This window comes from Candidatus Berkiella aquae (genome assembly GCF_001431295.2).
Lineage (GTDB): Bacteria > Pseudomonadota > Gammaproteobacteria > Berkiellales > Berkiellaceae > Berkiella > Berkiella aquae.
Map to the genome: position 1 here is coordinate 209343 of NZ_LKAJ02000001.1, position 20559 is coordinate 229901.

Below are 20559 nucleotides of genomic sequence, written 5' to 3' on the forward strand. Positions count from 1 at the left end.
GATGCTGCATTAATCTTGCGCTAGCAGAAAGGTTGATAACAAATAAGAGGGATTGGTAATGGAACTTAATGTTTTTATTCTGGGATGTGCTTGCATGGCCCTGCTCTATGGCATTTATGCTGTACGGCAAGTTTGCCTTGCACCAACCGGCAATGCACGGATGGCTGAAATTGCATCTGCTATTCAAGAAGGGGCGAGTGCTTATCTCAATCGTCAGTACAGCACGATTGCGATAGTGGGATTATTTGTTACCGCATTGTTAACCTATTTATTAGGTCAATATGTTGGAATTGGTTTTGTGATTGGAGCAGCACTTTCAAGTTTGGCAGGTTACATCGGTATGAATGTTTCTGTTCGAGCAAATGTGCGTACGGCTGAAGCTGCTCGCACCAGTTTAGCTAAAGCGCTAAATGTTGCCTTCAAAGGCGGTGCCATTACAGGCATGCTCGTCGTTGGTTTAGGATTGTTGGGCGTTACAGGTTATTTCCTTTTTCTGCAAAAACAAGGCTTAGCACAACGCGCCATGATGGAAGCATTAATCGCGTTAAGCTTTGGTGCTTCTTTAATATCGATTTTCGCGCGATTAGGCGGCGGCATTTTCACCAAAGGTGCGGATGTTGGTGCTGATTTGGTAGGTAAAATTGAAGCGGGTATTCCAGAAGATGATCCACGCAACCCAGCAGTGATTGCTGATAACGTTGGCGATAATGTGGGTGATTGTGCGGGAATGGCAGCCGATTTGTTTGAAACCTATGTTGTTACCATTGTTGCTACCATGGTGTTAGGCGCTATTTTTGCCACAGGGATCCAAGCTGAAAAATTAATGATGTATCCATTATTAATTGGTGGTGTGTGCATTTTAGGATCCATTATTGGTACCTTTGCCGTCAAATTAGGCTCAAGCAACAATATCATGGGGGCACTTTATAAAGGTCTTATTGTTTGCACATTAGTATCTGCTGGCTTAATTATTGGCGCAACACATTACCTATTTGGTTTGAACCAAGAAATTGCATTGAATACAGGTTCAACCAACGGTATGAAATTGCTGATTTGTGCGTTAACGGGTCTTGGTGTGACCGGGTTAATTGTTTGGATCACCGAGTATTATACTTCCACCCGTTATCGTCCTGTTCGTAGTGTTGCGGCTGCCTCTGAAACAGGCCATGCGACCAACATTATTCAGGGTTTGGCGATTTCGATGGAAGCTTGCGCATTACCCGTGTTGGTCATCTGCGTCGGTATTTTAGTTTCTTATATCAATGCCGGATTATTGGGCGTTGCCATCGCTGCAACCGCTATGCTGGCATTAGCCGGTATGATTGTTGCCTTAGATGCTTATGGGCCGATTACTGATAATGCGGGTGGTATTGCAGAAATGTCAGAATTACCTGCTGATGTGAGAGTGGTCACTGATGCATTAGATGCCGTAGGCAATACAACCAAAGCCGTTACTAAAGGTTATGCCATTGGTTCAGCAGGTCTTGCTGCGTTAGTGTTATTTGCCGCTTATACCGAAGATTTGAAATATTATTTTCCGGATCTTAACATTCAATTTACGTTGAATGATCCTTTCGTGGTTGTTGGCTTATTTGTCGGTGGTTTGCTGCCTTACCTTTTTGGTGCAATGGGCATGATGGCTGTTGGACGGGCTGGTGGCCAAGTGGTGGTTGAAGTAAGGCGTCAGTTTCGTGACATTAAAGGCATTATGGAAGGCAAAGCGAAACCAGAATATGGTCGTGCGGTTGATATGCTAACCAAAACAGCAATCAAAGAAATGATTTTACCTTCTTTATTGCCGGTATTAGCGCCAGCGATTATGTGGTTTACCATTCGGATGGTAGCAGGACAAGCTGCAGCCTTCACTGCATTAGGTGCCATGTTATTAGGTACGATTGTGACTGGTTTATTTGTCGCGATTGCAATGACTTCCGGTGGTGGTGCTTGGGATAATGCTAAAAAATATATTGAAGATGGTCATCATGGTGGCAAAGGCTCCGATGCGCATAAAGCTTCTATCACGGGTGATACCGTTGGCGATCCCTACAAAGATACTGCAGGCCCTGCCGTGAATCCGATGATTAAAATCATTAACATCGTCGCATTATTAATGTTAGCAATATTAGCGAATCATTAATCCGCTCTTTGTTCCCCTCATCTTTCGTAGGATGAGGGGAACTTTAAAATAAAAATCCTAAAAGACTTGTTTTTAGTAAAGTGCTGATTTAATATCCTGCGAATTGCAGCAAGTCGCGATTGTTTGCAAGAGACAGCAGTGAAAGCGGTAGCATGAGTGCTTTTTTGAAGCAGCAAAGTGAAGTAGGGATGTCTCACTTTGAGAAGCAGTAAAGGAGCACTCAATACTACGCCAGCAAGGAGAATGCAATGGTTGTGCTTGAAGAATCTGAGTGGGGCAATATCGCGGGGGGGAATGTATTATTTATTCAATCCCTAGCTACTTTTTCATTGGTTTATACGAGTTTAGCAAAAGTCTTTATTCAAAAAGAGGTTACTTTATTTGAGGCAACGGCTATTTACCAACAGCTTGGCCATCGACTCGGCGAATTTTTTTACACCACTTTTCATCCTATTGCCTTTGAAGAAACTTGAATCCAAGTTATTTAAACAGATACAATGCGCTTCTTTATCAGAACACCAAGGTATCTCTTCATGCTAACAGGTCCACGCAAAACAATACTCAGCCTTCATGATTTTGCTAGAGCAGGAGATTGGCATAGTGTTTTTACCCAATTAGAAATGAATCGCGCTCTGGTAACGCAAAAGGATTATCATTTTTCGACTTTAGGATGGAGTTTGAGCGATCATGCTATCTATCAAAGCAAAGTAACAGAATTGTTTTTGTTGCAAAATAAATTTGGATTATGGGTGCTTCCTCACTTTCGAATGCTTGAAGCACTTATTAGCACGCAAAGATGGTCATCGTTGTTCGAATTATTAGAAGAAAAGAAAAATTTAGATATTAATACAAAATTTTGCGCTTCCGGTCTTTATTTTACTTTATTAGACATGGTCATTCATCACGGACATCATACTTTTGCTTATGCGCTGCGAGAGCGAGGTGCAAAAACCATATTAGAATTAGGCATTGTATCAGAATTGCTTTTTCAGGCAGCGGAAAAAGGGCAGTGGAATAACGTTTACGCAATTCTTAATGAAGATAAATCTCGGGTTGATTTTGTTGATAAAAGTGTCAATAAAGGATGGGTATTGTTGCAATACGCTTATCAGCAACGTCATGGTGAAGCTATCAGCAAATTGGTTGATCATTATAGTGCTAGTTTCGATGAGCTTTATACCAGCGATAAAATACTCCATGATTGTATTATAGATTTTTATGAAGCGTCTAAACACCGAGGGCAACCAGTGCCGTTGCTAGACCATGAATGTGATATTATAAAAAGCTTAAGTGAAATGATGATTCATGAAGATGAAAAACCGAATGCTTTGCTATCGTTATCAAATGTTACCCCCTTACTCAGGCCCATTGGCTATGAGCGTGCTTTAAAAAGTGCACCTTCTATCAAGGCGCAAATACCAGATGCTCAGTATGAAACGGGTCTTCATTTGTTGCATAAAGACTTTCCTGGAGGGACTACTTCAATAATCCGCTCTAGATCAAGTTAAGATTTAGCTAAGAGGTTATTATCTAGCCTGTGAGATAAGTTAGAACAAGTAGCATTATTGTTTTTTTATTTCATCAATATTGCGTTGAATACTGGCAAGTTGCGCATGTCGAAATCGCTTAATACGATTGTATTCTTCCATCTCTTTGATAATCTCATCGCGCATTTTTTGCTCGCTTTGTTTTAAGGCATCTAGTTTTCGAGCGAGCATATTTTTTCTTGTTTTGCTGCGCTCAATTTCGGCATAAGATTCTAATTCCTTTTGTTCTAAAGCACTTAATAAAGACGCTTTCAAGACAAGAAAGGTTTCTAAGATTTGCGGATTGCTTTCTTGCTGTGTGATCTGATTTTTTAATTCTTCAAATTCTTTTAGCATTTGCTTTAAAGGCTTATCCAGTACGGTATCTTGTTGAACAACCATATCCATCTCCGCTTCTTCTTTAAATAAAGTATATCAAAAATTAACAAAAGACATTTGCCTGTTTGCTGAAAGGTCACTGCAGCATTTTTTTACAGAAGTACTGAACGTTCAGTTTATTTAATAAGGATAGGTAATATTATCAATCATAGTGTTTTTATGCAGTCTGTTAAAGAAAAAGAGTGTAAGTGCAAATTATCATATTCATTGTGGAAATTGCAGAACCCTCTTCACTCATATATGGTAATAGAATGTATTCGCGAATAAGAGGGAAGCATAGACATGAGTAAGCTCAAAAAAGTGAGCCTCGATATGAGCGAAAAAAATCTTAAAAAAATAGATAAAATTGCAAAACTAACCGCACGTTCCAGAGCTTATATTATTAATGAACTGATTGATAATTATCTCGACGAACTTATTGGGTTTTATATTGCCTCTCAGCGTTTGCGCAATACACCTGAAAGCGAGTATATCCCTATTCATAAAACACATGGGCTTATCCAGCAAAAACGCGAATCTCGTGATAAGTGAGTAAGTAATGGCATGGGAAATTTTAGTTGATCCAACTGTCATAGAAACTTTGCAATTCTATGAAGAAAGTATTGCCAAAGACCTATTGCATTATTTGGAGCAACATCTTGCAGGATTAACGCAGCCTGTACGACATGCCGATCAACAAGGTGAGATTAAGGGTATTACCACTTTTTCAAGAACGACCCTCATTGGTGTGGTCATGATTTTTGCCCAAATTGACTATGAACGTCATCAGATCAAAATTTTACATGTACAGCTACGAAACAATGCAGCAGACAAATGCTAAGATACTCTTTCCATTTTGAATTTATTCACTATTGAGTAATCACTAAAGAAATCGCAGAATAGATGAATCCTGTTTTCAAAAATAGTTATTAGTTTGACATAACAATGCTTACACAAGGATGATGAAAACGATGAATAAAACCCAATGGGGGACCACGTTAAAACTGTGGGCTTTTGCGTGGTGGAAAATTCCGCTGATTGCTTGGGTAAGACCTAAAGTATTATTCTTAGATAATCAGCGAGCCGTCATTAAAATTGCCTTATCCCGCCGCACTAAAAATCATTTACATTCCATGTATTTTGGGGCATTGTGTGTGGGCGCAGATATTACCGGCGGCATCCACATGATGCATTTTTTAAGCGCGCAATTAGGCAAAGTTTCTTTTGCCTTTAAAGATTTTTCAGCAGAATTTATACGACGTCCCGAAGCCGATGTGTATTTTACTTGCGAAGATGGCCCCTTAATAGAAGCCACTTTAAAAAATGCGGCTCTAAGTAAAGAACGTGAAAACGTATTGGTCAATATCATTGCAACGACACCGAGTCTTTCTGCTTTAGATCCGGTGGCTCGATTTACATTAACTTTATCAGTCAAATATAAATAAAACATGAGGTATTTATGAGAATTATAACCAATCAAGAATTGATGGAAGTCGCAGCTGCGGGTATTAATTTACCTTATGTTTTTAATGAAGCCATTGATTATGGTGCATTGGGCGTTTTGTTCAACATTGTGTTAAATGGTGTAACCGCTGCAACCATTGGTAATGGTTTTTTAATGGGAGCAGGCGTTGGTGTTGGTTGTGCTATAGTACATTCAGTCATCTATAGTTGATATACTACTGCCATTTTGAATTTATGCGTCTAAAATCAAACTGGTTCGAGTATAAATACCTAACACGCTATTAGAAGGAACAGCAATATGAAAAGAACAGCATCTGCACATTGGACCGGTGATTTAAAGCAAGGCAAAGGTCAATTAACTTCTGAAAGTAATGTGCTCAAAAATACACCCTATTCATTTACAACGCGTTTTGCTGGTGAAAAAGGCACGAATCCAGAAGAATTGATTGCTGCAGCCCATGCAGGTTGTTTTACGATGGCGCTGTCTGCCATGTTAGGTCAAGCAGGCTTTGTTGCCGAATCGTTACAAACCCAAGCTGTAGTAGAATTAGATCAAGTGGAAGGTAATTGGACAGTAACAGCGATTGATTTAAGTTTGACAGGAAAAATTCCTGGAATTGATAATACAAAATTTCAAGAGTTAGCAACACAAGCAAAACAGAATTGCCCCATTTCTCGTTTACTTAACACGAAAATCAGCTTAAAAGCAGAACTACAATAACGAATAAGAGAGAAACAAAAGGAGGGTATTACCCTCCTTTTTTATGGAACCTTAATAAGGACGAGGTCTTGGTAATGGTTCTTGACGTGGGCGTGGCGCCAAATCGAGATCCATTGAAGGCTTTAAAGTAGGCGCTGGTTTTTGCGCAGCTTGATACAAATGATAAAGTCCTAGCAAAGGCGTTTTTGCCTTAAAACCATGAAGGGCGATATCAACAAGACCTAGCATGAAATTGCCAACTTGGCTCCAAAATTGCATTTTATGATTTTGTGCATAAACATCATTCAATGCATCTGCTACTTCATTTGCATAGTTAAGTAAATCTTTATTAATTTTGGACATGTGCACCTCTTCGCGGCTTTATTTATCTTGAATAGCAAAATAACAGGTTTGCTGCCTTTGCTGACAGTCAAAATCGACTAGTGGACAAATGGTGACGATAAAAATAATGTAGTTACTCATGAAGTGGCGACTAGCAATGCCGATATTTAAAAGATGCGTGCATAGGTTTGAATTAACATGTACAAAAATCAATTTTCGCTATTAACGAAACAAAGATTTCTGCCACTTTTTTTGACTCAGTTCCTGGGTGCTTTCAATGATAATGTATTTAAAAGCGCCCTCGTGGTGCTGGTTACCTTTGTTATCGTCAATGAGTTACCGGTAGATCCCAAAATTTTAGTTACTTTAGCAAGTTGCTTGTTAATTGCGCCGATGTTTATCTTTTCTGCGCTGGCGGGTGCGCTTGCTGATAAGTATGAGAAAGCTAAATTAATTCGAATAATCAAAATGGCAGAAATTGTTCTAATGCTGTTGGGAGCTTTGGGATTTATTTTTCATAATGTCACTGTGTTAATGACGGTACTTTTTTTATTAGGCGTGCAATCAACATTTTTTGGCCCACTCAAATATAGTATTTTACCCGCACATTTAGCAGAAGATGAATTGGTGGGAGGGACAGCCTTAATAGAAACAGGAACGTTTATTGCTATTCTACTAGGTAATATTTTAGGGGTGATGTTAATCGTCATGCCCTTGGGCAGCATGATTATTTGCGCAACGGTATTGTTGACTGCGATATTAGGTTATATCAGTAGTTGTTATATCCCACAAGCTTTACCACCAGCTCCCTTTTTGGGCGTGTCGTTCAATGTTGTTAAGGATACTATTGATATTGTCAAATTTTCAACCAAATCCAAAGATATCTATTTAAGCATTTTAGGTATTTCATGGTTTTGGTTAATTGGTTTTGTTTTTTTGGCTGAATTTCCTAACTATGCAAAAGATTATATTAAAGGTAATGAGCAAGTCTTTGTTTTATTTTTAACGATTTTTTCTGTGGGCGTAGGGATTGGCTCTATCTTTTGTAATCGTTTAGTTAAAGGAAGAATTGAAGCAACCTTTGTGCCTCTTTCGGCGCTGGGTATCACACTATTTACGGTTGATTTATATTTTTCTACTCTATATGTCGTAAACCATCTAAACACAACGGTATTGCAAACACCCTGGGAATTTTTAAAATCCATACCAAACTGGCGTATCTTATTTGATGTGTTGATGATTGCTATTTGTGGCGGTATCTATATCGTTCCGCTATACGCCATTTTGCAGCATCGCTCGGCTGAGTCACATAAAGCCAGAATCATTGCCAGCAATAATATTATAAATGCGGTTTTTATGTCAATTGCAGCAGTTGTTGTCATGATTATGTTAAAACAAAATTATACAATTCCGCAGATTTTTTTAACCATTGCTATTTTAAATATCATTGTAGTGATTCAAAGTTGTCGCTTGCTGCCAGGAGCATTAGTGAAGTCAATTATGCGAATGTTGTTGCAAGCTATCTATCGTGTCGAGGTGAATGGCTTAGAACATTACGATAAAGCGGGTGAGCGAGTCGTGATTGTACCAAACCACACTTCCTTTATAGATGCGGTATTACTGGCTGCATTTTTGCCAGGGAAATTATCTTTCGCGATGTATAGTGGTTATGCCAAAAAATGGTGGGTAAAACCTGTTACTTTATTTGTCGAAATTTTTGGTATTGAGCCTGCTAATCCATTCTCGTTGAAAAGTATTATTAAGTATGTGAGACAGAACAAACAGATGGTGATATTTCCCGAAGGGCGTATCACGGTTACTGGGGCTTTAATGAAAATTTATGAAGGGCCAGGGATGATTGCGGATAAAGCAGATGCAGTGCTTTTGCCAATATTAATTCAAGGTGCACAGTACACACCCTTTTCTAGGCTTAAAGGACGCATTCATATCAGATGGTTTCCTAAGATTACCTTAACCATCTTTCCATCCGAAAAAATTTTGGTAGAGCAAGAATGTAAAGGGCGTAAACGACGTCAAGTGATTGGTGAGCAACTGTATCAAATCATGGCGAAAATGTTATTTCTTGGGAATAATTTGGATGTCACGTTGTTTGAGGGATTATTACAAGCAAAAGATATTCATGGTAGTCAACATATTATTATTGAAGATATCAATCGCCAACCACTCACCTATCGACGATTAACGATGGGCAGTCTAATTTTAGGTAAAAAATTGGCAAAGTTAACTACAGAACAAGAAGTGGTTGGATTATTGTTACCCAATTTATCTGCCACGGTGGTCACATTCTTTGGTTTACTAGCCTATCGCCGTGTTGTGGCATTACTCAATTTTTCGACAGGGACACATAATGTGGTTTTGGCATGTCATACAGCGCAAATTAAAGTCGTGTGTACTGCTCGGGCTTTCATTGCGACAGCTAGATTGCAAGGAATGATAGATGCTTTAAGTGAAAAGGGCATTAAAATTGTTTATTTAGAGGATTTGCGTAAAGAAATTAGCACATTCGATAAAGGTTATGGTTTGCTTGCCTGTGCAATGCCTAAGTTATTTGGTTTTATTTCTTCCAAAAACGATCCCAATCAACCGGCCGTTATTTTATTTACCTCAGGCTCTGAGGGCACCCCAAAAGCGGTTGTCTTGAGCAGTCGAAATATCCAGGCAAATAAGAATCAAATGGCAAGTCGCGTGGATTTTAGTCCCATTGATATTGTTCTTAATGCGTTGCCGATGTTTCATTCCTTTGGTTTAACGGCAGGCACTATTTTACCTATCTTGTATGGAATGAAAGTTTTCTTTTATCCCTCACCGCTTCATTACCGTGTTATTCCTGAGTTGTCTTATGATATTAATGCAACCATCTTATTTGGCACGAATACTTTTTTAGCAGGCTACGCACGTTATGCTAATGCCTATGATTTTTATAGTATTCGTTATGTTTTTTCTGGGGCAGAAAAGCTACGAGAAGAAAATCGCCGTTTATGGGCTGACAAATATGGCGTACGAATTTTTGAAGGTTATGGTGCAACAGAAACATCGCCTGTGATTTCTGTGAACACACCGATGCATAATCGACCCGGTACAGTGGGGCAAATGATGCCAGGCATGGAATATCAGCTGAGTGTTGTGCCTGAAATTACCGATGGTGGTAGGTTAAGTGTTAAAGGGCCCAATATCATGTTGGGTTATATGTTTTACGATCATCCTGGTGTTATCAATCCTCCGCTTGAAGGTTGGTATGATACCGGTGATATTGTTGAGTTTGATAAAGAAGGTTACATCACTATCAAGGGACGGGCAAAACGCTTTGCAAAGATTGGTGGTGAAATGGTTTCTCTCACTTTTGTTGAATTAATGTTAGATAAATTATGGCCAGAGCATGCGCATGCGGTTGCCACGATTCCTGATGAGAAAAAGGGAGAGCAGCTTGTGCTGGTAACAACGCGAATGAATGCGGATAAGGCAGATATTGTACGTTATGCACGCGCTAATGGTATTTCTGAACTTGCGGTACCCAAGGCCATCCACTGGGTTGATAAATTGCCTTTATTGGGAAGTGGCAAGGTGGATTATGTGGCCATTGCACAGTTATTAAAAAATCAATTTATGATGTAAGAAGGTAAGCGTCCGTACCACCTTCTATGGCCCCTTTGCATGGATATTCTCATTGAAAAATTGACATGGGCTTGTATTATGTGTACGATTCTAGTGAGTTTGATAAAACTCTTAGCATAGACCATGGCTCCTGCCAAACGTTAAATAAAGTGTCTGTCCAAGAGTTTAGGTCTTAAAAGACATCAATAACTCTTTGTATTTACACTTAAATTTGACTATATAGAGGAATTCCAATGCCTACCGGAATCGTAAAATGGTTCAATCCTACTAAAGGATATGGGTTTATTCAGCAAGATCAAGGCGATAAAGATGTATTCGTTCATATTAGCGCCGTTCAAAATTCAGGGATCCCTGCCCTCAAAGAAGGCCAACGCCTCAGCTTTGAATTAGAAACCAGCAAAGGTAAAGTCTCTGCTGTAAATCTTAAGACGATTGACTGATAGCCTAGCTAATCCCTAGCTCATCTTGCCACATCATCTTTAAGCGCTGCTACCACAGTGACAGCAGCGCTTTAATTTTTTGTTTTTGGAAATCATCATGCAAAACTTTAATGCGTTTGGGCTGCCTGCTGTCCTATTGAATTCTTTGGAGCAGATGGGGATCACCGAACCGACCCCTATTCAAACAGAAGCAATCCCAACCATCCTGGCTGGCAACGACTTATTAGCGTCTGCGCAAACAGGTACCGGCAAAACTATCGCATATTTACTACCTATTATTAGCAAATTAGACGAAAATCCTGACGAAAGTGTTTTAATTTTAACACCCACTCGCGAATTAGCAACCCAAGTAAAAGATAGCGTTTTACACTTTATTAAAAGAATGCGTTCATTAAACATGGCATTGTTGATTGGTGGCGAACCTATTTTTAAACAATTTGCTGCTTTAAAGAGACGCCCACGTATTATTATTGGTACGCCAGGTCGTATCATTGATCATTTGCAGCGTAGAACTTTAAATTTACAATCCGTTCGTTATCTTGTGTTGGATGAAACCGATCGCATGTTGGATATGGGATTTAGCCAAGATATTGAAACCATTCTGGGCAATTTACAAGATGAGCGTCAAACCCTGCTTTTTTCTGCGACATTGCCACAGGCCATTGTTAAATTATCTAAAAAGTATTTAGCAGAAAATGCACAACGAATTGCAATTGGTTCAACGACAGAGCCTAGCCGCCAAATCAAACAAGAGACGATACAAGTTTCATCAGGCAGTAAATTTACAACCCTGTTAACGGCGTTAGAAGAGCGTGAAGGCTCGGTCATTATCTTTGTTAAAACTAAAATTAGCGCGGATAAGCTTGCCGAAAAATTACAAGAAAAAGATCATGCCGCAGATGCGATTCATGGTGATTTAAACCAGCGTAAACGAGATCGCGTGATCCGTGAGTTTCGTAATAATAAATGTCGTATTTTAGTGGCAACGGATATTGCTGCACGCGGTATTGATATTCCGCACATTATGCACGTTATTAACTATGATTTACCTCAATGCCCTGAAGATTATATCCATCGTATTGGTCGTACAGGCCGCGCAGGTATGACAGGTTTTGCATTATCTTTTGTCTCGCCGGATGAACGTCATAAATGGAAGGCTATTCATCGTTTAATCCATGCGGGTGAAGAAACAGAAGGAACCTCACGAGGGGGTTCGCGTGGTGGTCGAGATAACAGAAGAGGTGGTTATTCTGGACAGCGTGATGGCGCTAGAGGCGGCTATCGTGGTTCCGAATCTCGTGGTGGTTATCGTGGTCGACGTGATGAAGGTGCATCTGAATCTCGTGGTGGTTATCGTGGTCGACGTGATGAAAGCACTTCAGAATCTCGTGGTGGCTATCGTGGTCGGCGTGAAGAAGGCGCTTCAGAATCTCGTGGTGGCTATCGTGGTGAATCCCAAGGTTACCGTGGTCGACGTGATGGTGCTGCTTCCGAATCCCAAGGTTACCGTGGTCGACGTGATGGTGCTGCTTCCGAATCCCAAGGCTACCGTGGCCGACGTGATGGTGCCGCATCCGAATCCCAAGGTTATCGTGGTCGACGTGAAGAGGGCGCTTCAGAATCACGTGGAGGTAATCGTGGTGCTCGACGTGATAATGCGGAAGGCGCGGGCAGAAGTTATGCTAAACGCGAAGAATCAACCGCAGGTTTTGGCGTTAAAACATATCGTAAAAAAGAAGCTGGGGCTTCTTCGCAAGCGAGAGGTTTTAGAGGTAAAAAAGAAGAATCGGGTGAATCTAAACGACCTTATCGCGCTAAAAACGAAGAGTTCGGCTCTAAACCTTTTAGAGGCAAAAAAGAAGACAATGGTCGTGTTGAGAAAAAGAGTTGGGATGAGAAACTTAGAGATCCTCGGGTCAGAGTTGAAAAGCCTAAACGTTTAGAAGCCCATAAAGCAGCGGCTTTTTCCGAACAACGTTCAATAAAGAAACGCGCCACCGTTGTTTACAAAAATGACGCGTCTTCGTAAATTGCTTTAGCGAATAGTGAATTGTATTCCAGCGCCTCCAACAACGGGTGCTGGATACACCACGCGCGCAGGCATCGGACGATATGATCTTGCTCTTACCGGTTGATGGTAAGGGCGATAATACACTTCTCTTCGCACCATACGTCCCACCGGTTTTTTAGGATAATGATAGTAATGATGGTGGTGGTGATGGTGTTTTACCTGAGCGACTTTTGGTGTTGTAACCTGCTTCTTTTTTCCTGTTGCGGGTTGTACTACTTTTTTTACCTGAGTTGGCGAAGTCTTTTTCGGCTGTACACAACATTCTCCGGTTTTAGGCAATTGCGTTGTGGATTGTGCGCCAATCGTGACGGCATGACAGACACTTGCGCCTAGCAGTAATGCGCTAACGATTAGTTGCTTTATCATCATTATTTCCCCCTTTGGGTATTACAAATTACGGCTACCTATTTTGCTAACTGTTATTTGAATTTCAAGTTTGCGGTATAGGATGGTTTTGTTGTTTTGGTTTTGAGTTAAAAGATCGAATGGAGAAGGTTTAGATCTGCTTGTGCTTTTTGAAGTGAGGCTATCATATAAGTGCAAATTGAAAAGCGCAATATCAAAAACAGCAATATTTTTTATTAAAAACTAAGTGTAAATGCACTAAAAAATCATGATGTTATCAATCGCTTTTATATTGATAACTTTATTTTTGTTTGATAGCATCCTTATTTTGTTAGTTTTCTAAAAGCAGAGTTGTATATGCGCCAACAGTTGTTAATGCTCTTTTCGCAAGCCAAAGAACTTTTTCATGAAAAGAAGAAGCCTGAGCAAGCATTAGAACAATTTCAAACATTAAATCTGTTGTTAGCAGAGAAAAGGGGCAAGAGTAAACTCAATCAAAAGGTGAGCTCTTATATCCAAAGAATCACTGATCCTGTGGGGTATGCCGTAACCCAACAACAAAAGCATGAGTTGAAAGTTTTAAATCAACAACGCACACGCCAATCTCAAGTGATTAAAGAAAAACAATTGGTCGCACAAAAGAGCTTTGCGCAAAATCAGTTTGCCCAAGCAATAGAAGCCTATGCGGATTTAATTAATTTATTAAGCGATTTTAAACATAAAACACCGACAGATTTAGCTGATGCCTATTGGAACCTGGCGATGGCCAATATTTCTCAAGCAAGTGCTATCGCTAAACAGAATTTAACGCAAGCACTCCTGATGAAAGAGCAAGCGGTCTTGCAAGTGAAACAAGCATTACTGCATTATCCAAAATCAGCACAGAGAGATATATTAGCGTGTAATAAAAAGCTTGTTGAATTGAAATATTTCTTAAATGAAGAAAAACAGGATAATCATTCTTCGCAGGAAATTGCTGTAGAAGTACCCCACTTGAAACAACAAGCACCATTACCGTATCATAAAATGCTGCTAAAACGTTTCTTAGAGGCTAGAGCTGAAGCTTGCCAAAGCCTTGCTACTAGTGCATCTGACACTAAGCCAGGGAATCGGATCTAAAAGGCACGCTGCAATTAACCCCACGCAGCGATTGCTTCGCTGTGCAAATCAATCTTACGCGGGGCTATTCTCCTGCGCCCCGATGGGGCTGTTGATGTGGATTTATTCTATTTCCCTACGCTGCGATTTAATCGCTACGTGCTTAAATCTTACGCGGGTGAGCCCATCCCCCTCTCCCAAGCCCCGTAGGGGCGTAGGAAAAATTCAAAATGTTTCTGGGGATCTCTCAGGGCTTGTCCGTGGGAACCAAGACTCATCATGGATGAGCACTTATTCTAACGTATGTACTGCTAATCCTTTCATGATTGAATCTGCTTTGATTTTCTTTGCATCTTCTTCACCATTTAAATTAATGATAATGAGTCTGCCATGTCCTTGATGATAGTCATCTCGAAAATCATAAAGGGCACCAATGACCATGAGTTCCTTTGCATCGATTTTATGCTTAAATTTGTTCAAAGCATATTCAACTTGTTGATTCACATTTTCCACAACACCATGATTTAATTCGGTTGCTTTGGGAAGATGTAAATTATCTAATTCTTGACGAATGGCGGGCGACTCTTTGCTGTAATCACTCAACGCGGCTTGAATTGCACCACAATGCGAATGCCCAATAATTAAAAGAATCGGTGTATGTAAATGATTGATGCCATATTCAACAGAACCTTCGGCGCTTTTGATCTGATTGCCAATATTGCGAATGAAAAAAAGATCATTCACAGGGCTTTGATTAAATGCTTTAGTTTGTACGCGTGAATCAGAACAAGAAACAACGGTGGCACGTGGATTTTGGCCTTCTGACAGTAATTTAAAATCATCATGGGCGATATTGGTGACGTGTTTATTATTATCTAACACCATGTTTTTTACAAATTCTCGAACGTGTTCTGAAAATTGAGCAGATTCATTGGCTAATATGACAGGAGAAAAAAATAACAAACTTGAAATCAACAATCCAAAAGCTTTATTTGTCATAATGGTTTTCCTATAGATAACGTATGACTATTATAGTCAAAAAATCAAATTAAACCCCAGTAGCCGTACGGCGTTTTGTCTTAGAGGGATTGCTTGGCGATTTAAGGGAGGGCGCAGCGATTTTTGCTTTTGGCGTAGTGGCTGGATGAAAGCGTAGTACTTTATTCGACGTTAAAGTTTTCCATAGTTGTTTAAGACGTTCTGCCGAATAGGATTCTATTTCCCCACTTTCTTTCACAAGGTCTAATGCTTGAAGTTGCATAATGTTTTCAGGGCGATAAGTGGGATCAATTCTCATGCGTTCAATGATACTGACGGAAATCTGCGGAATACGTTGACTGGGACTATCGTTTTCTTTAACCGTAATGGTTCGAGGGCCGCGTTGTGTTGAAGGTAGCACATCATAAGTGGGGGCTTTAATCATACCTAAAGAATGATCGGGCTGGGAAAGTGCAAATTTTTGCAAGAAAGACGTTTCAAATTGCAATCCATTATTGATTGCGCGACGTACCATATAGCGAAGCGTATTTTCATCAGCCATCTTGGTCTCTTTAGTAGGAGGCGTATATCCCCCACCAATACTCGAATGATCGCCATCAAACCATACTTCTTCTGTTTCCCTAGCTTTGAAATTAACCAGATTAGGAGTAAAGGCATTACGTCGCTCATCTGCGGCGACGGCATGATATACTTTAGTGCCTGAAGGAATGCTAAAATTCCACCCTAAATCAATCAATTGGTTGCGGATGCCAAAAAATTTCTCTAAAAGCCATAGGTTAATGGGGATCCCAAATGAAGGCACTGTATCAAAAAGATATTCACAATCGAGTTTAATATTTATCGCCAATTGGAACTTAGAACGTATGACTCGAGTAACACGTTGTGTCAAATGATTAGCAAAATCTCTTGCGATTGCAGCGCCTCGACTAAAGCCACCAACTGAAAAATGTAGGGTATCACCGGATTTTATTTTTCCATTATTGATAGCTTGCGTTAGGGTTTGTTGTAACTCTCGATAGGCTTGGTGCATAATCCAGCCACTGCCATATCCTGTTATTTCGGCAAAGAGCCGTGGCAAAAACCATCGCCATTGTTTATCGTTACCGATACCATCTCGATAAATAATGAATTGTTTATCATTTTGTTTGAGTCCGTCGCGCATTTTAACGATATTAGTAACACTTACATCTTTATCATCGTTACTGGTTCCATTAAAGAGAATAACGAAGTGAATGTCTGCCATGACGAACTCCATTGAAACAGTTTCGTGAATTATACACAAAACAATAACCCCCACTACTCATTATTCATACAGGTCAAATTCGTCGCATTTTCCTGACAAAGATATTCTTCATAAAAAAGAGATATAAGGGTAAATTTTCTATGAAAAATGCCGTTAGCTTGAATGTAAACCTGGGCTATAGGAAGGCATTTATGAAACACGTAAAGCAGATCGCACTTTTTTCATTGTTAAGCATGATATCCTGGAATGTGTTGGCTGAAAAATCAACCAGTGAAACCATTCGACATGTAAAAACCACGCAAAAGGTAGTTGCTTTAACATTTGATGATGGTCCAAGTGAACCTTATACCCAGCAAATTTTAGATGTATTGAATAAGAATCATGTTAAAGGTACTTTCTTTGTATTAGGCGGCAATGCTAAAGAATATCCCAATATCGTTAAAGAAATTATGAAGGACGGTCATGAACTGGGTAATCATTCCATGTATCATGATAAAATGAAAAATCGTTCTGTTGATAAAATCTATAATGATATTAAATCAGTGGATACGATTTTAAGAAATTTAGGCTATCAAAAAGAGATCCCTTTTCGAGCACCTTTTGGGATCACTTCTGATAATTTAAGAGAAGCTTTAGCAAAATTGAATAAGCAAATGGTGCTATTTACCTTTTTGCCTCAGGATTGGACTAATATTTCTTCTCAGCAAATTCATGATAACGTGATGAAAGAGTTAAGACCGGGCTTGATTATTACACTGCATGATGGTGGTAAAAGGCGTGAAAATACAGTGAAAGCGACACAAATGCTAATCGATAGTTTGCAGCAAAAAGGCTATCGCTTGGTAACGGTTTCCGAATTACTGGCTTTGCGCGGTCAAAATGCCGTGAGCTTACACGAGTAATTTTTTATCTGGTTAGCATACAAAATTTATTGTCTATTAACCCCTAAATAGCGATAATAGGCCCTCTTGTAGGGCTTATTATCGTGTAGGTTAAATAATGGCAACATCTCCTCAATCACCTCATTTGAATGTAACCTTATTCTTAGGGGCTGTGACAGGTTTACTCTTAATTGCTGGAAAAAGCTTAGGTGGACTAACCGGGATCCAAATTGCCTTCCTCTTAGCGATTGTTTTGAATGCCATTATTTATTGGTTTTCAGAAACCATCCTTTTTAAATTACTAGAAGCTGAACCGATTATTTCAGACGATGAACCATTGCTGCATGGAACGGTTGCTTATTTAGCCGAGAAAGCCGATATTCCAATGCCTAAGATTTATCGTATTAACCATAAATTCCCAAATGCTTTTGCAACCGGGCGCAACCCTGAGAATGCTGCGATTGTTGTGACGACAGGGTTATTAAAAGCTTTACAAAAGGATGAATTAGCGGGGGTAATGGCGCATGAGTTGGCTCATATTATTCACCGAGATACACAGCTTGCAACTTTGGCAGCGGGTATGGGGAGTGCGGTGAGTGCATTGGCCAATATGGCACAGGTTGTAGTTTATTTGGGTGCAAGAACGCCTCATACCCAACCTAATTGGCTAGGGAAAATTATTTTAAATACGCTGGCGCCAGCTTTAGCGTTGTTGATTCAGCTTTCTCTTTCGCGCACCCGAGAATATGTTGCGGATGCAAAAGCAGCTGAGCTGTGTGGCAATCCTATGTGGTTAGTGAATGCGTTGTATAAATTAGAACGTGCAAAAGAGCATCATGAACTGACCGCAGTTGAGCAACATCCTGCCACTGCCTCATTATTTGCCATTAATCCGTTGCATAATCGGCAGTGGTCTATGTTATTTGCGACACATCCGCCGGTGCAAGAGAGGATTAATCGTTTAGAAATCCTTGCTTAGTCTTTGTAAATAAATTGCTGGCGTTGTTGGCTTCGCCTCTTCGCAATCCTCATGTATCTTGTATACACTCCGGCCCGTCTTCGCTAAAGCTACGCCGGGTCTAGATAGTAAAGTCCGCCATAGTTCTTAGCGACGGCGGATTGCTCAGGGCTTGCCGCCTAGCCATCAATTCATTTACTTCGACTAAGTTATCATCAATAAATTGTTGGTGCCCACCTACGCATAAATGTTTCAGCGAGGCCTAGGCTTCACAAAGCATGGATAACATTGGTTACCACGCCCCAAAGGCGAAACTCCATTTCTTCTTTAATGACAATGGGATTATATTTTTCATTTTCAGGCAATAAGGTGACTTGCTGATTTTTCGCAATTTTCAGGCGTTTAACCGTAAATTCACCATTAACGAAGGCGATGACTACGTTGCTATCTTGGGGTTCAAGCGATAAATCCACTACCAACATATCATTGGGAAAGATCCCAGCATTGATCATGGAGTCACCCTCCACTCTGACAAAGAAAGTCGTTGCGGGGTTTTTAATGAGATGCTCATTTAAATCAAGCGGTGTGTCTTGATGATCGTCAGCTGGAGAAGGGAAACCTGCAGCAATCTTATGACCATAAAGCGGAACAGCCTTATTGTGCGGTGTCAGCGCCGCTGGTAGGGCAGAAGGGGGCATGACAGAATCCTTTTGCCCATAGGCAACGAGAAATTGCTGTAATTCTTCAACCAAACTATGAGGGACACGGATAGCTCGAGTGGGCTCGCCATATTTACCACTACCATGAGGACGACCCGCGCCATCGCGCTTGCCACCACGGGGAGGAGATTGCCATTTACCTTTACGAGCTGGAAGTTTTTGTTGGGTCATTTAAATAATTAATAGAATTTTGTACTAATTTCAAAATTATAGCAGTCTGGAAATGAAATGCAATCGAGTTTGAAATGGCATCCTTGCCATAGAGAAAGCAGGTTATTTAGAAGGGGCAGCGCGACGAAGAAGAGGGTCGTTGTCAGGCGTAATCCCTTGGCTACGTAAACCGGCGTCATGTAAACGTTTTGCTTTTTCTTCTGTGGTCATTGTTTTTGCAGAACGGTTAAAACAAGTAAGGTACGCTGTTGCTGCTAAAACGGCGGTGGTGGTCAGTATGGCCGCGCTGGCAATCTCAGGATTTTCTGTGGCGGATTCTAGTAAATTATCTAAAAAAGTTAATGACATAACATGGCTCCTTAAGTTCGAATATACGCCAAGATACTAGCCCAACAGTTAAGCAAATAAAATCTTATTTTTAAAAATGTAATAAAAATCAATGAATTATTGTGTATGCACACTTTTGGACTGGCGCCTGATTCTTCCTTTTCGTAAAGTGGAATAAGCCTCAGTTAAATCATGGATCAATTATGGAATTTAAAGACTACTATGCTGTTTTGGGAGTAACCCCACAAACCTCTCATGATGAGATGAAAAAAGCGTTTCGCAAACTGGCTCGTCAGTATCATCCTGATGTCAGCAAGTTGCCTGATGCAGAACAAAAATTCAAAGAAATTAATGAAGCTTGGGAAGTGCTCAAAGATCCCGAAAAACGTGCACAGTACGATGCATTACGTCAAGGAGGCTGGCAGCAACAGCAAGCCAAAGAAGGTTTTCGCCAACCCCAATATGATTTTTATTCAGGCGATCACCCCGAAGATTATACGTTTACTGGCGGTGGAGACTTTAGTGATTTTTTTGAACAGCTCTTTGGGCACAAGGGGCAGGCAGAGGCGTCATCTCATCATCCCAGTCGTGGCAAAGATATTCATGCGAAAATCACCATTCCATTAGAGGTTGCCTATAGTGGCGGGACCCAAATGGTACAACTAGATGCAAGACATCCACAAAGTAAGACATTGCAAATTAAAATCCCCAAAGGCGTGGCACAAGGGAGTCAGATCCGTCTGAAAGGGCAAGGACATGCAAATGCAAAAGGGAACCATGGTGATTTATACATTGAAATTCAGTTAGCGCCCCATGCTTTTTTTACCGCAAAGCAAAAAGATATTTACCTTAATTTACCGATTGCACCCTGGGAAGCCGCATTGGGCGCAACCGTAGCTGTGCCAACACTTGGAGGTTCAGTTAATTTAAAAATTCAACCGGGATCGCAAACAGGACAAAAAATGCGCTTAAAAGAGCGCGGGTTACCGGGTAATCCAGCGGGTGATCAATATGTGGTATTAGAAATTAAAGTACCGCAAGCAAATAATGAACAAGCAAAAGCGTTGTATGAAAAAATGGCGCAAGAAATGGCATTTAATCCGCGTGCAGCGTTAGGAGTGTAAGCG

The 20559-nt window shown here is 40.3% G+C and carries 22 protein-coding genes; 15 read left to right on the forward strand and 7 right to left on the reverse strand.

From position 1 onward, the window contains the following. The first annotated feature begins 58 nt into the window (after positions 1-58). The 3 genes from HT99x_RS00980 (at position 59) to HT99x_RS00990 (ending at position 3645) form a co-directional block, all read left to right on the forward strand. Entirely contained in the window at positions 59-2137 is a 2079-nt protein-coding gene (locus tag HT99x_RS00980) for a sodium-translocating pyrophosphatase (protein WP_259565074.1), read from the forward strand. 248 nt (positions 2138-2385) lie between these two features. Further along, the gene (locus HT99x_RS00985; protein WP_075066594.1) at positions 2386-2610 is read left to right on the forward strand and encodes a hypothetical protein; all 225 of its coding nucleotides are present in this window, start codon (positions 2386-2388) and stop codon (positions 2608-2610) included. A gap of 60 nt (positions 2611-2670) precedes the next feature. Then, a complete protein-coding gene (locus HT99x_RS00990) occupies positions 2671-3645 on the forward strand; it encodes a hypothetical protein (RefSeq protein ID WP_075066593.1) in 975 nt (324 codons plus the stop codon). Positions 3646-3699: 54 nt separating this feature from the next. Here HT99x_RS00990 and HT99x_RS00995 read toward each other — a convergent pair whose 3' ends face one another. Continuing rightward, positions 3700-4065: a hypothetical protein gene (locus HT99x_RS00995; protein WP_139016606.1), complete on the reverse strand. Its 366-nt coding sequence runs from the start codon at positions 4063-4065 to the stop codon at positions 3700-3702. Between the two features lie 279 nt (positions 4066-4344). Here HT99x_RS00995 and HT99x_RS01000 point away from each other — a divergent pair, with 279 nt between their 5' ends. From HT99x_RS01000 to HT99x_RS01020, 5 genes are all read left to right on the forward strand, one after another. Beyond that, positions 4345-4593, forward strand: a complete 249-nt coding sequence (locus HT99x_RS01000) for a ribbon-helix-helix protein, CopG family (RefSeq protein ID WP_075066591.1) — start codon at positions 4345-4347, stop codon at positions 4591-4593. A 7-nt stretch (positions 4594-4600) separates the two neighbouring features. Next, positions 4601-4882, forward strand: coding sequence for a hypothetical protein (locus HT99x_RS01005; RefSeq protein ID WP_075066590.1), 282 nt, complete (start codon positions 4601-4603; stop codon positions 4880-4882). 130 nt (positions 4883-5012) lie between these two features. Beyond that, the gene (locus HT99x_RS01010; RefSeq protein ID WP_259565077.1) at positions 5013-5486 is read left to right on the forward strand and encodes a DUF4442 domain-containing protein; all 474 of its coding nucleotides are present in this window, start codon (positions 5013-5015) and stop codon (positions 5484-5486) included. Positions 5487-5500: 14 nt separating this feature from the next. Beyond that, the gene (locus tag HT99x_RS01015; RefSeq protein WP_075066588.1) at positions 5501-5716 is read left to right on the forward strand and encodes a hypothetical protein; all 216 of its coding nucleotides are present in this window, start codon (positions 5501-5503) and stop codon (positions 5714-5716) included. A gap of 87 nt (positions 5717-5803) precedes the next feature. Then, the gene (locus HT99x_RS01020; protein ID WP_075066587.1) at positions 5804-6226 is read left to right on the forward strand and encodes an OsmC family peroxiredoxin; all 423 of its coding nucleotides are present in this window, start codon (positions 5804-5806) and stop codon (positions 6224-6226) included. A gap of 51 nt (positions 6227-6277) precedes the next feature. Here the strand turns inward: HT99x_RS01020 and HT99x_RS01025 are convergent, their stop codons facing one another. Further along, a complete protein-coding gene (locus HT99x_RS01025) occupies positions 6278-6568 on the reverse strand; it encodes a hypothetical protein (RefSeq protein WP_075066586.1) in 291 nt (96 codons plus the stop codon). Positions 6569-6745: 177 nt separating this feature from the next. On the opposite strand from HT99x_RS01025, the gene HT99x_RS01030 reads away from it, so the two are divergent. The 3 genes from HT99x_RS01030 (at position 6746) to HT99x_RS01040 (ending at position 12649) form a co-directional block, all read left to right on the forward strand. Next, positions 6746-10180 carry an acyl-[ACP]--phospholipid O-acyltransferase gene (locus HT99x_RS01030; protein ID WP_075066585.1) on the forward strand — a complete coding sequence of 1145 codons (3435 nt, stop codon included), beginning with the start codon at positions 6746-6748 and terminating at the stop codon, positions 10178-10180. 233 nt (positions 10181-10413) lie between these two features. After that, the gene (locus tag HT99x_RS01035) at positions 10414-10620 is read left to right on the forward strand and encodes a cold shock domain-containing protein (protein WP_075066584.1); all 207 of its coding nucleotides are present in this window, start codon (positions 10414-10416) and stop codon (positions 10618-10620) included. 97 nt (positions 10621-10717) lie between these two features. Continuing rightward, the gene (locus tag HT99x_RS01040) at positions 10718-12649 is read left to right on the forward strand and encodes a DEAD/DEAH box helicase (protein ID WP_075066583.1); all 1932 of its coding nucleotides are present in this window, start codon (positions 10718-10720) and stop codon (positions 12647-12649) included. Between the two features lie 6 nt (positions 12650-12655). Here the strand turns inward: HT99x_RS01040 and HT99x_RS01045 are convergent, their stop codons facing one another. Further along, a complete protein-coding gene (locus HT99x_RS01045) occupies positions 12656-13060 on the reverse strand; it encodes a hypothetical protein (RefSeq protein WP_075066582.1) in 405 nt (134 codons plus the stop codon). 333 nt (positions 13061-13393) lie between these two features. On the opposite strand from HT99x_RS01045, the gene HT99x_RS01050 reads away from it, so the two are divergent. After that, positions 13394-14155, forward strand: coding sequence for a hypothetical protein (locus tag HT99x_RS01050; protein WP_075066581.1), 762 nt, complete (start codon positions 13394-13396; stop codon positions 14153-14155). Positions 14156-14425: 270 nt separating this feature from the next. On the opposite strand, the gene HT99x_RS01055 is transcribed toward HT99x_RS01050, so the two are convergent. Together HT99x_RS01055 and HT99x_RS01060 are read right to left on the reverse strand one after the other, a co-directional pair. Further along, positions 14426-15133 (reverse strand): carbonic anhydrase, encoded by a 708-nt coding sequence (locus tag HT99x_RS01055; RefSeq protein ID WP_075066580.1) that lies wholly within the window; start codon positions 15131-15133, stop codon positions 14426-14428. Positions 15134-15182: 49 nt separating this feature from the next. Beyond that, positions 15183-16376 (reverse strand): phospholipase effector Tle1 domain-containing protein, encoded by a 1194-nt coding sequence (locus tag HT99x_RS01060; RefSeq protein WP_075066579.1) that lies wholly within the window; start codon positions 16374-16376, stop codon positions 15183-15185. Between the two features lie 191 nt (positions 16377-16567). Between HT99x_RS01060 and HT99x_RS01065 the strand changes: the two genes are divergently transcribed. Next, entirely contained in the window at positions 16568-17278 is a 711-nt protein-coding gene (locus HT99x_RS01065; RefSeq protein WP_158003391.1) for a polysaccharide deacetylase family protein, read from the forward strand. Positions 17279-17375: 97 nt separating this feature from the next. Further along, complete coding sequence (locus HT99x_RS01070) at positions 17376-18236, forward strand: M48 family metalloprotease (protein WP_075066578.1); 861 nt, start codon at positions 17376-17378, stop codon at positions 18234-18236. A gap of 248 nt (positions 18237-18484) precedes the next feature. Here the strand turns inward: HT99x_RS01070 and HT99x_RS01075 are convergent, their stop codons facing one another. After that, positions 18485-19105 (reverse strand): translesion error-prone DNA polymerase V autoproteolytic subunit, encoded by a 621-nt coding sequence (locus HT99x_RS01075; RefSeq protein ID WP_075066577.1) that lies wholly within the window; start codon positions 19103-19105, stop codon positions 18485-18487. A 102-nt stretch (positions 19106-19207) separates the two neighbouring features. Then, on the reverse strand, positions 19208-19453 hold the full coding sequence (locus HT99x_RS01080; protein WP_075066576.1) for a hypothetical protein: 246 nt from the start codon (positions 19451-19453) through the stop codon (positions 19208-19210). A 182-nt stretch (positions 19454-19635) separates the two neighbouring features. Here HT99x_RS01080 and HT99x_RS01085 point away from each other — a divergent pair, with 182 nt between their 5' ends. Continuing rightward, entirely contained in the window at positions 19636-20556 is a 921-nt protein-coding gene (locus tag HT99x_RS01085; protein WP_075066575.1) for a DnaJ C-terminal domain-containing protein, read from the forward strand. Positions 20557-20559: the final 3 nt, after the last annotated feature.

Excerpts from the sequence above, each read along its gene's own strand:
- HT99x_RS01065 (WP_158003391.1), top strand. The coding sequence starts at position 16,568 with ATGAAACACGTAAAGCAGATCGCACTTTTTTCATTGTTAAGCATGATA.
- HT99x_RS01010 (WP_259565077.1), top strand. The coding sequence starts at position 5,013 with ATGAATAAAACCCAATGGGGGACCACGTTAAAACTGTGGGCTTTTGCG.
- HT99x_RS01000 (WP_075066591.1), top strand. The coding sequence starts at position 4,345 with ATGAGTAAGCTCAAAAAAGTGAGCCTCGATATGAGCGAAAAAAATCTT.
- HT99x_RS00980 (WP_259565074.1), top strand. The coding sequence starts at position 59 with ATGGAACTTAATGTTTTTATTCTGGGATGTGCTTGCATGGCCCTGCTC.
- HT99x_RS01085 (WP_075066575.1), top strand. The coding sequence starts at position 19,636 with ATGGAATTTAAAGACTACTATGCTGTTTTGGGAGTAACCCCACAAACC.
- HT99x_RS01070 (WP_075066578.1), top strand. The coding sequence starts at position 17,376 with ATGGCAACATCTCCTCAATCACCTCATTTGAATGTAACCTTATTCTTA.
- HT99x_RS01075 (WP_075066577.1), bottom strand. The coding sequence starts at position 19,105 with ATGACCCAACAAAAACTTCCAGCTCGTAAAGGTAAATGGCAATCTCCT.
- HT99x_RS01015 (WP_075066588.1), top strand. The coding sequence starts at position 5,501 with ATGAGAATTATAACCAATCAAGAATTGATGGAAGTCGCAGCTGCGGGT.
- HT99x_RS01005 (WP_075066590.1), top strand. The coding sequence starts at position 4,601 with ATGGCATGGGAAATTTTAGTTGATCCAACTGTCATAGAAACTTTGCAA.
- HT99x_RS01020 (WP_075066587.1), top strand. The coding sequence starts at position 5,804 with ATGAAAAGAACAGCATCTGCACATTGGACCGGTGATTTAAAGCAAGGC.
- HT99x_RS01035 (WP_075066584.1), top strand. The coding sequence starts at position 10,414 with ATGCCTACCGGAATCGTAAAATGGTTCAATCCTACTAAAGGATATGGG.
- HT99x_RS01030 (WP_075066585.1), top strand. The coding sequence starts at position 6,746 with ATGTACAAAAATCAATTTTCGCTATTAACGAAACAAAGATTTCTGCCA.
- HT99x_RS01055 (WP_075066580.1), bottom strand. The coding sequence starts at position 15,133 with ATGACAAATAAAGCTTTTGGATTGTTGATTTCAAGTTTGTTATTTTTT.
- HT99x_RS00990 (WP_075066593.1), top strand. The coding sequence starts at position 2,671 with ATGCTAACAGGTCCACGCAAAACAATACTCAGCCTTCATGATTTTGCT.
- HT99x_RS01025 (WP_075066586.1), bottom strand. The coding sequence starts at position 6,568 with ATGTCCAAAATTAATAAAGATTTACTTAACTATGCAAATGAAGTAGCA.
- HT99x_RS00985 (WP_075066594.1), top strand. The coding sequence starts at position 2,386 with ATGGTTGTGCTTGAAGAATCTGAGTGGGGCAATATCGCGGGGGGGAAT.
- HT99x_RS01050 (WP_075066581.1), top strand. The coding sequence starts at position 13,394 with ATGCGCCAACAGTTGTTAATGCTCTTTTCGCAAGCCAAAGAACTTTTT.
- HT99x_RS01080 (WP_075066576.1), bottom strand. The coding sequence starts at position 19,453 with ATGTCATTAACTTTTTTAGATAATTTACTAGAATCCGCCACAGAAAAT.
- HT99x_RS01060 (WP_075066579.1), bottom strand. The coding sequence starts at position 16,376 with ATGGCAGACATTCACTTCGTTATTCTCTTTAATGGAACCAGTAACGAT.
- HT99x_RS01045 (WP_075066582.1), bottom strand. The coding sequence starts at position 13,060 with ATGATGATAAAGCAACTAATCGTTAGCGCATTACTGCTAGGCGCAAGT.
- HT99x_RS00995 (WP_139016606.1), bottom strand. The coding sequence starts at position 4,065 with ATGGTTGTTCAACAAGATACCGTACTGGATAAGCCTTTAAAGCAAATG.
- HT99x_RS01040 (WP_075066583.1), top strand. The coding sequence starts at position 10,718 with ATGCAAAACTTTAATGCGTTTGGGCTGCCTGCTGTCCTATTGAATTCT.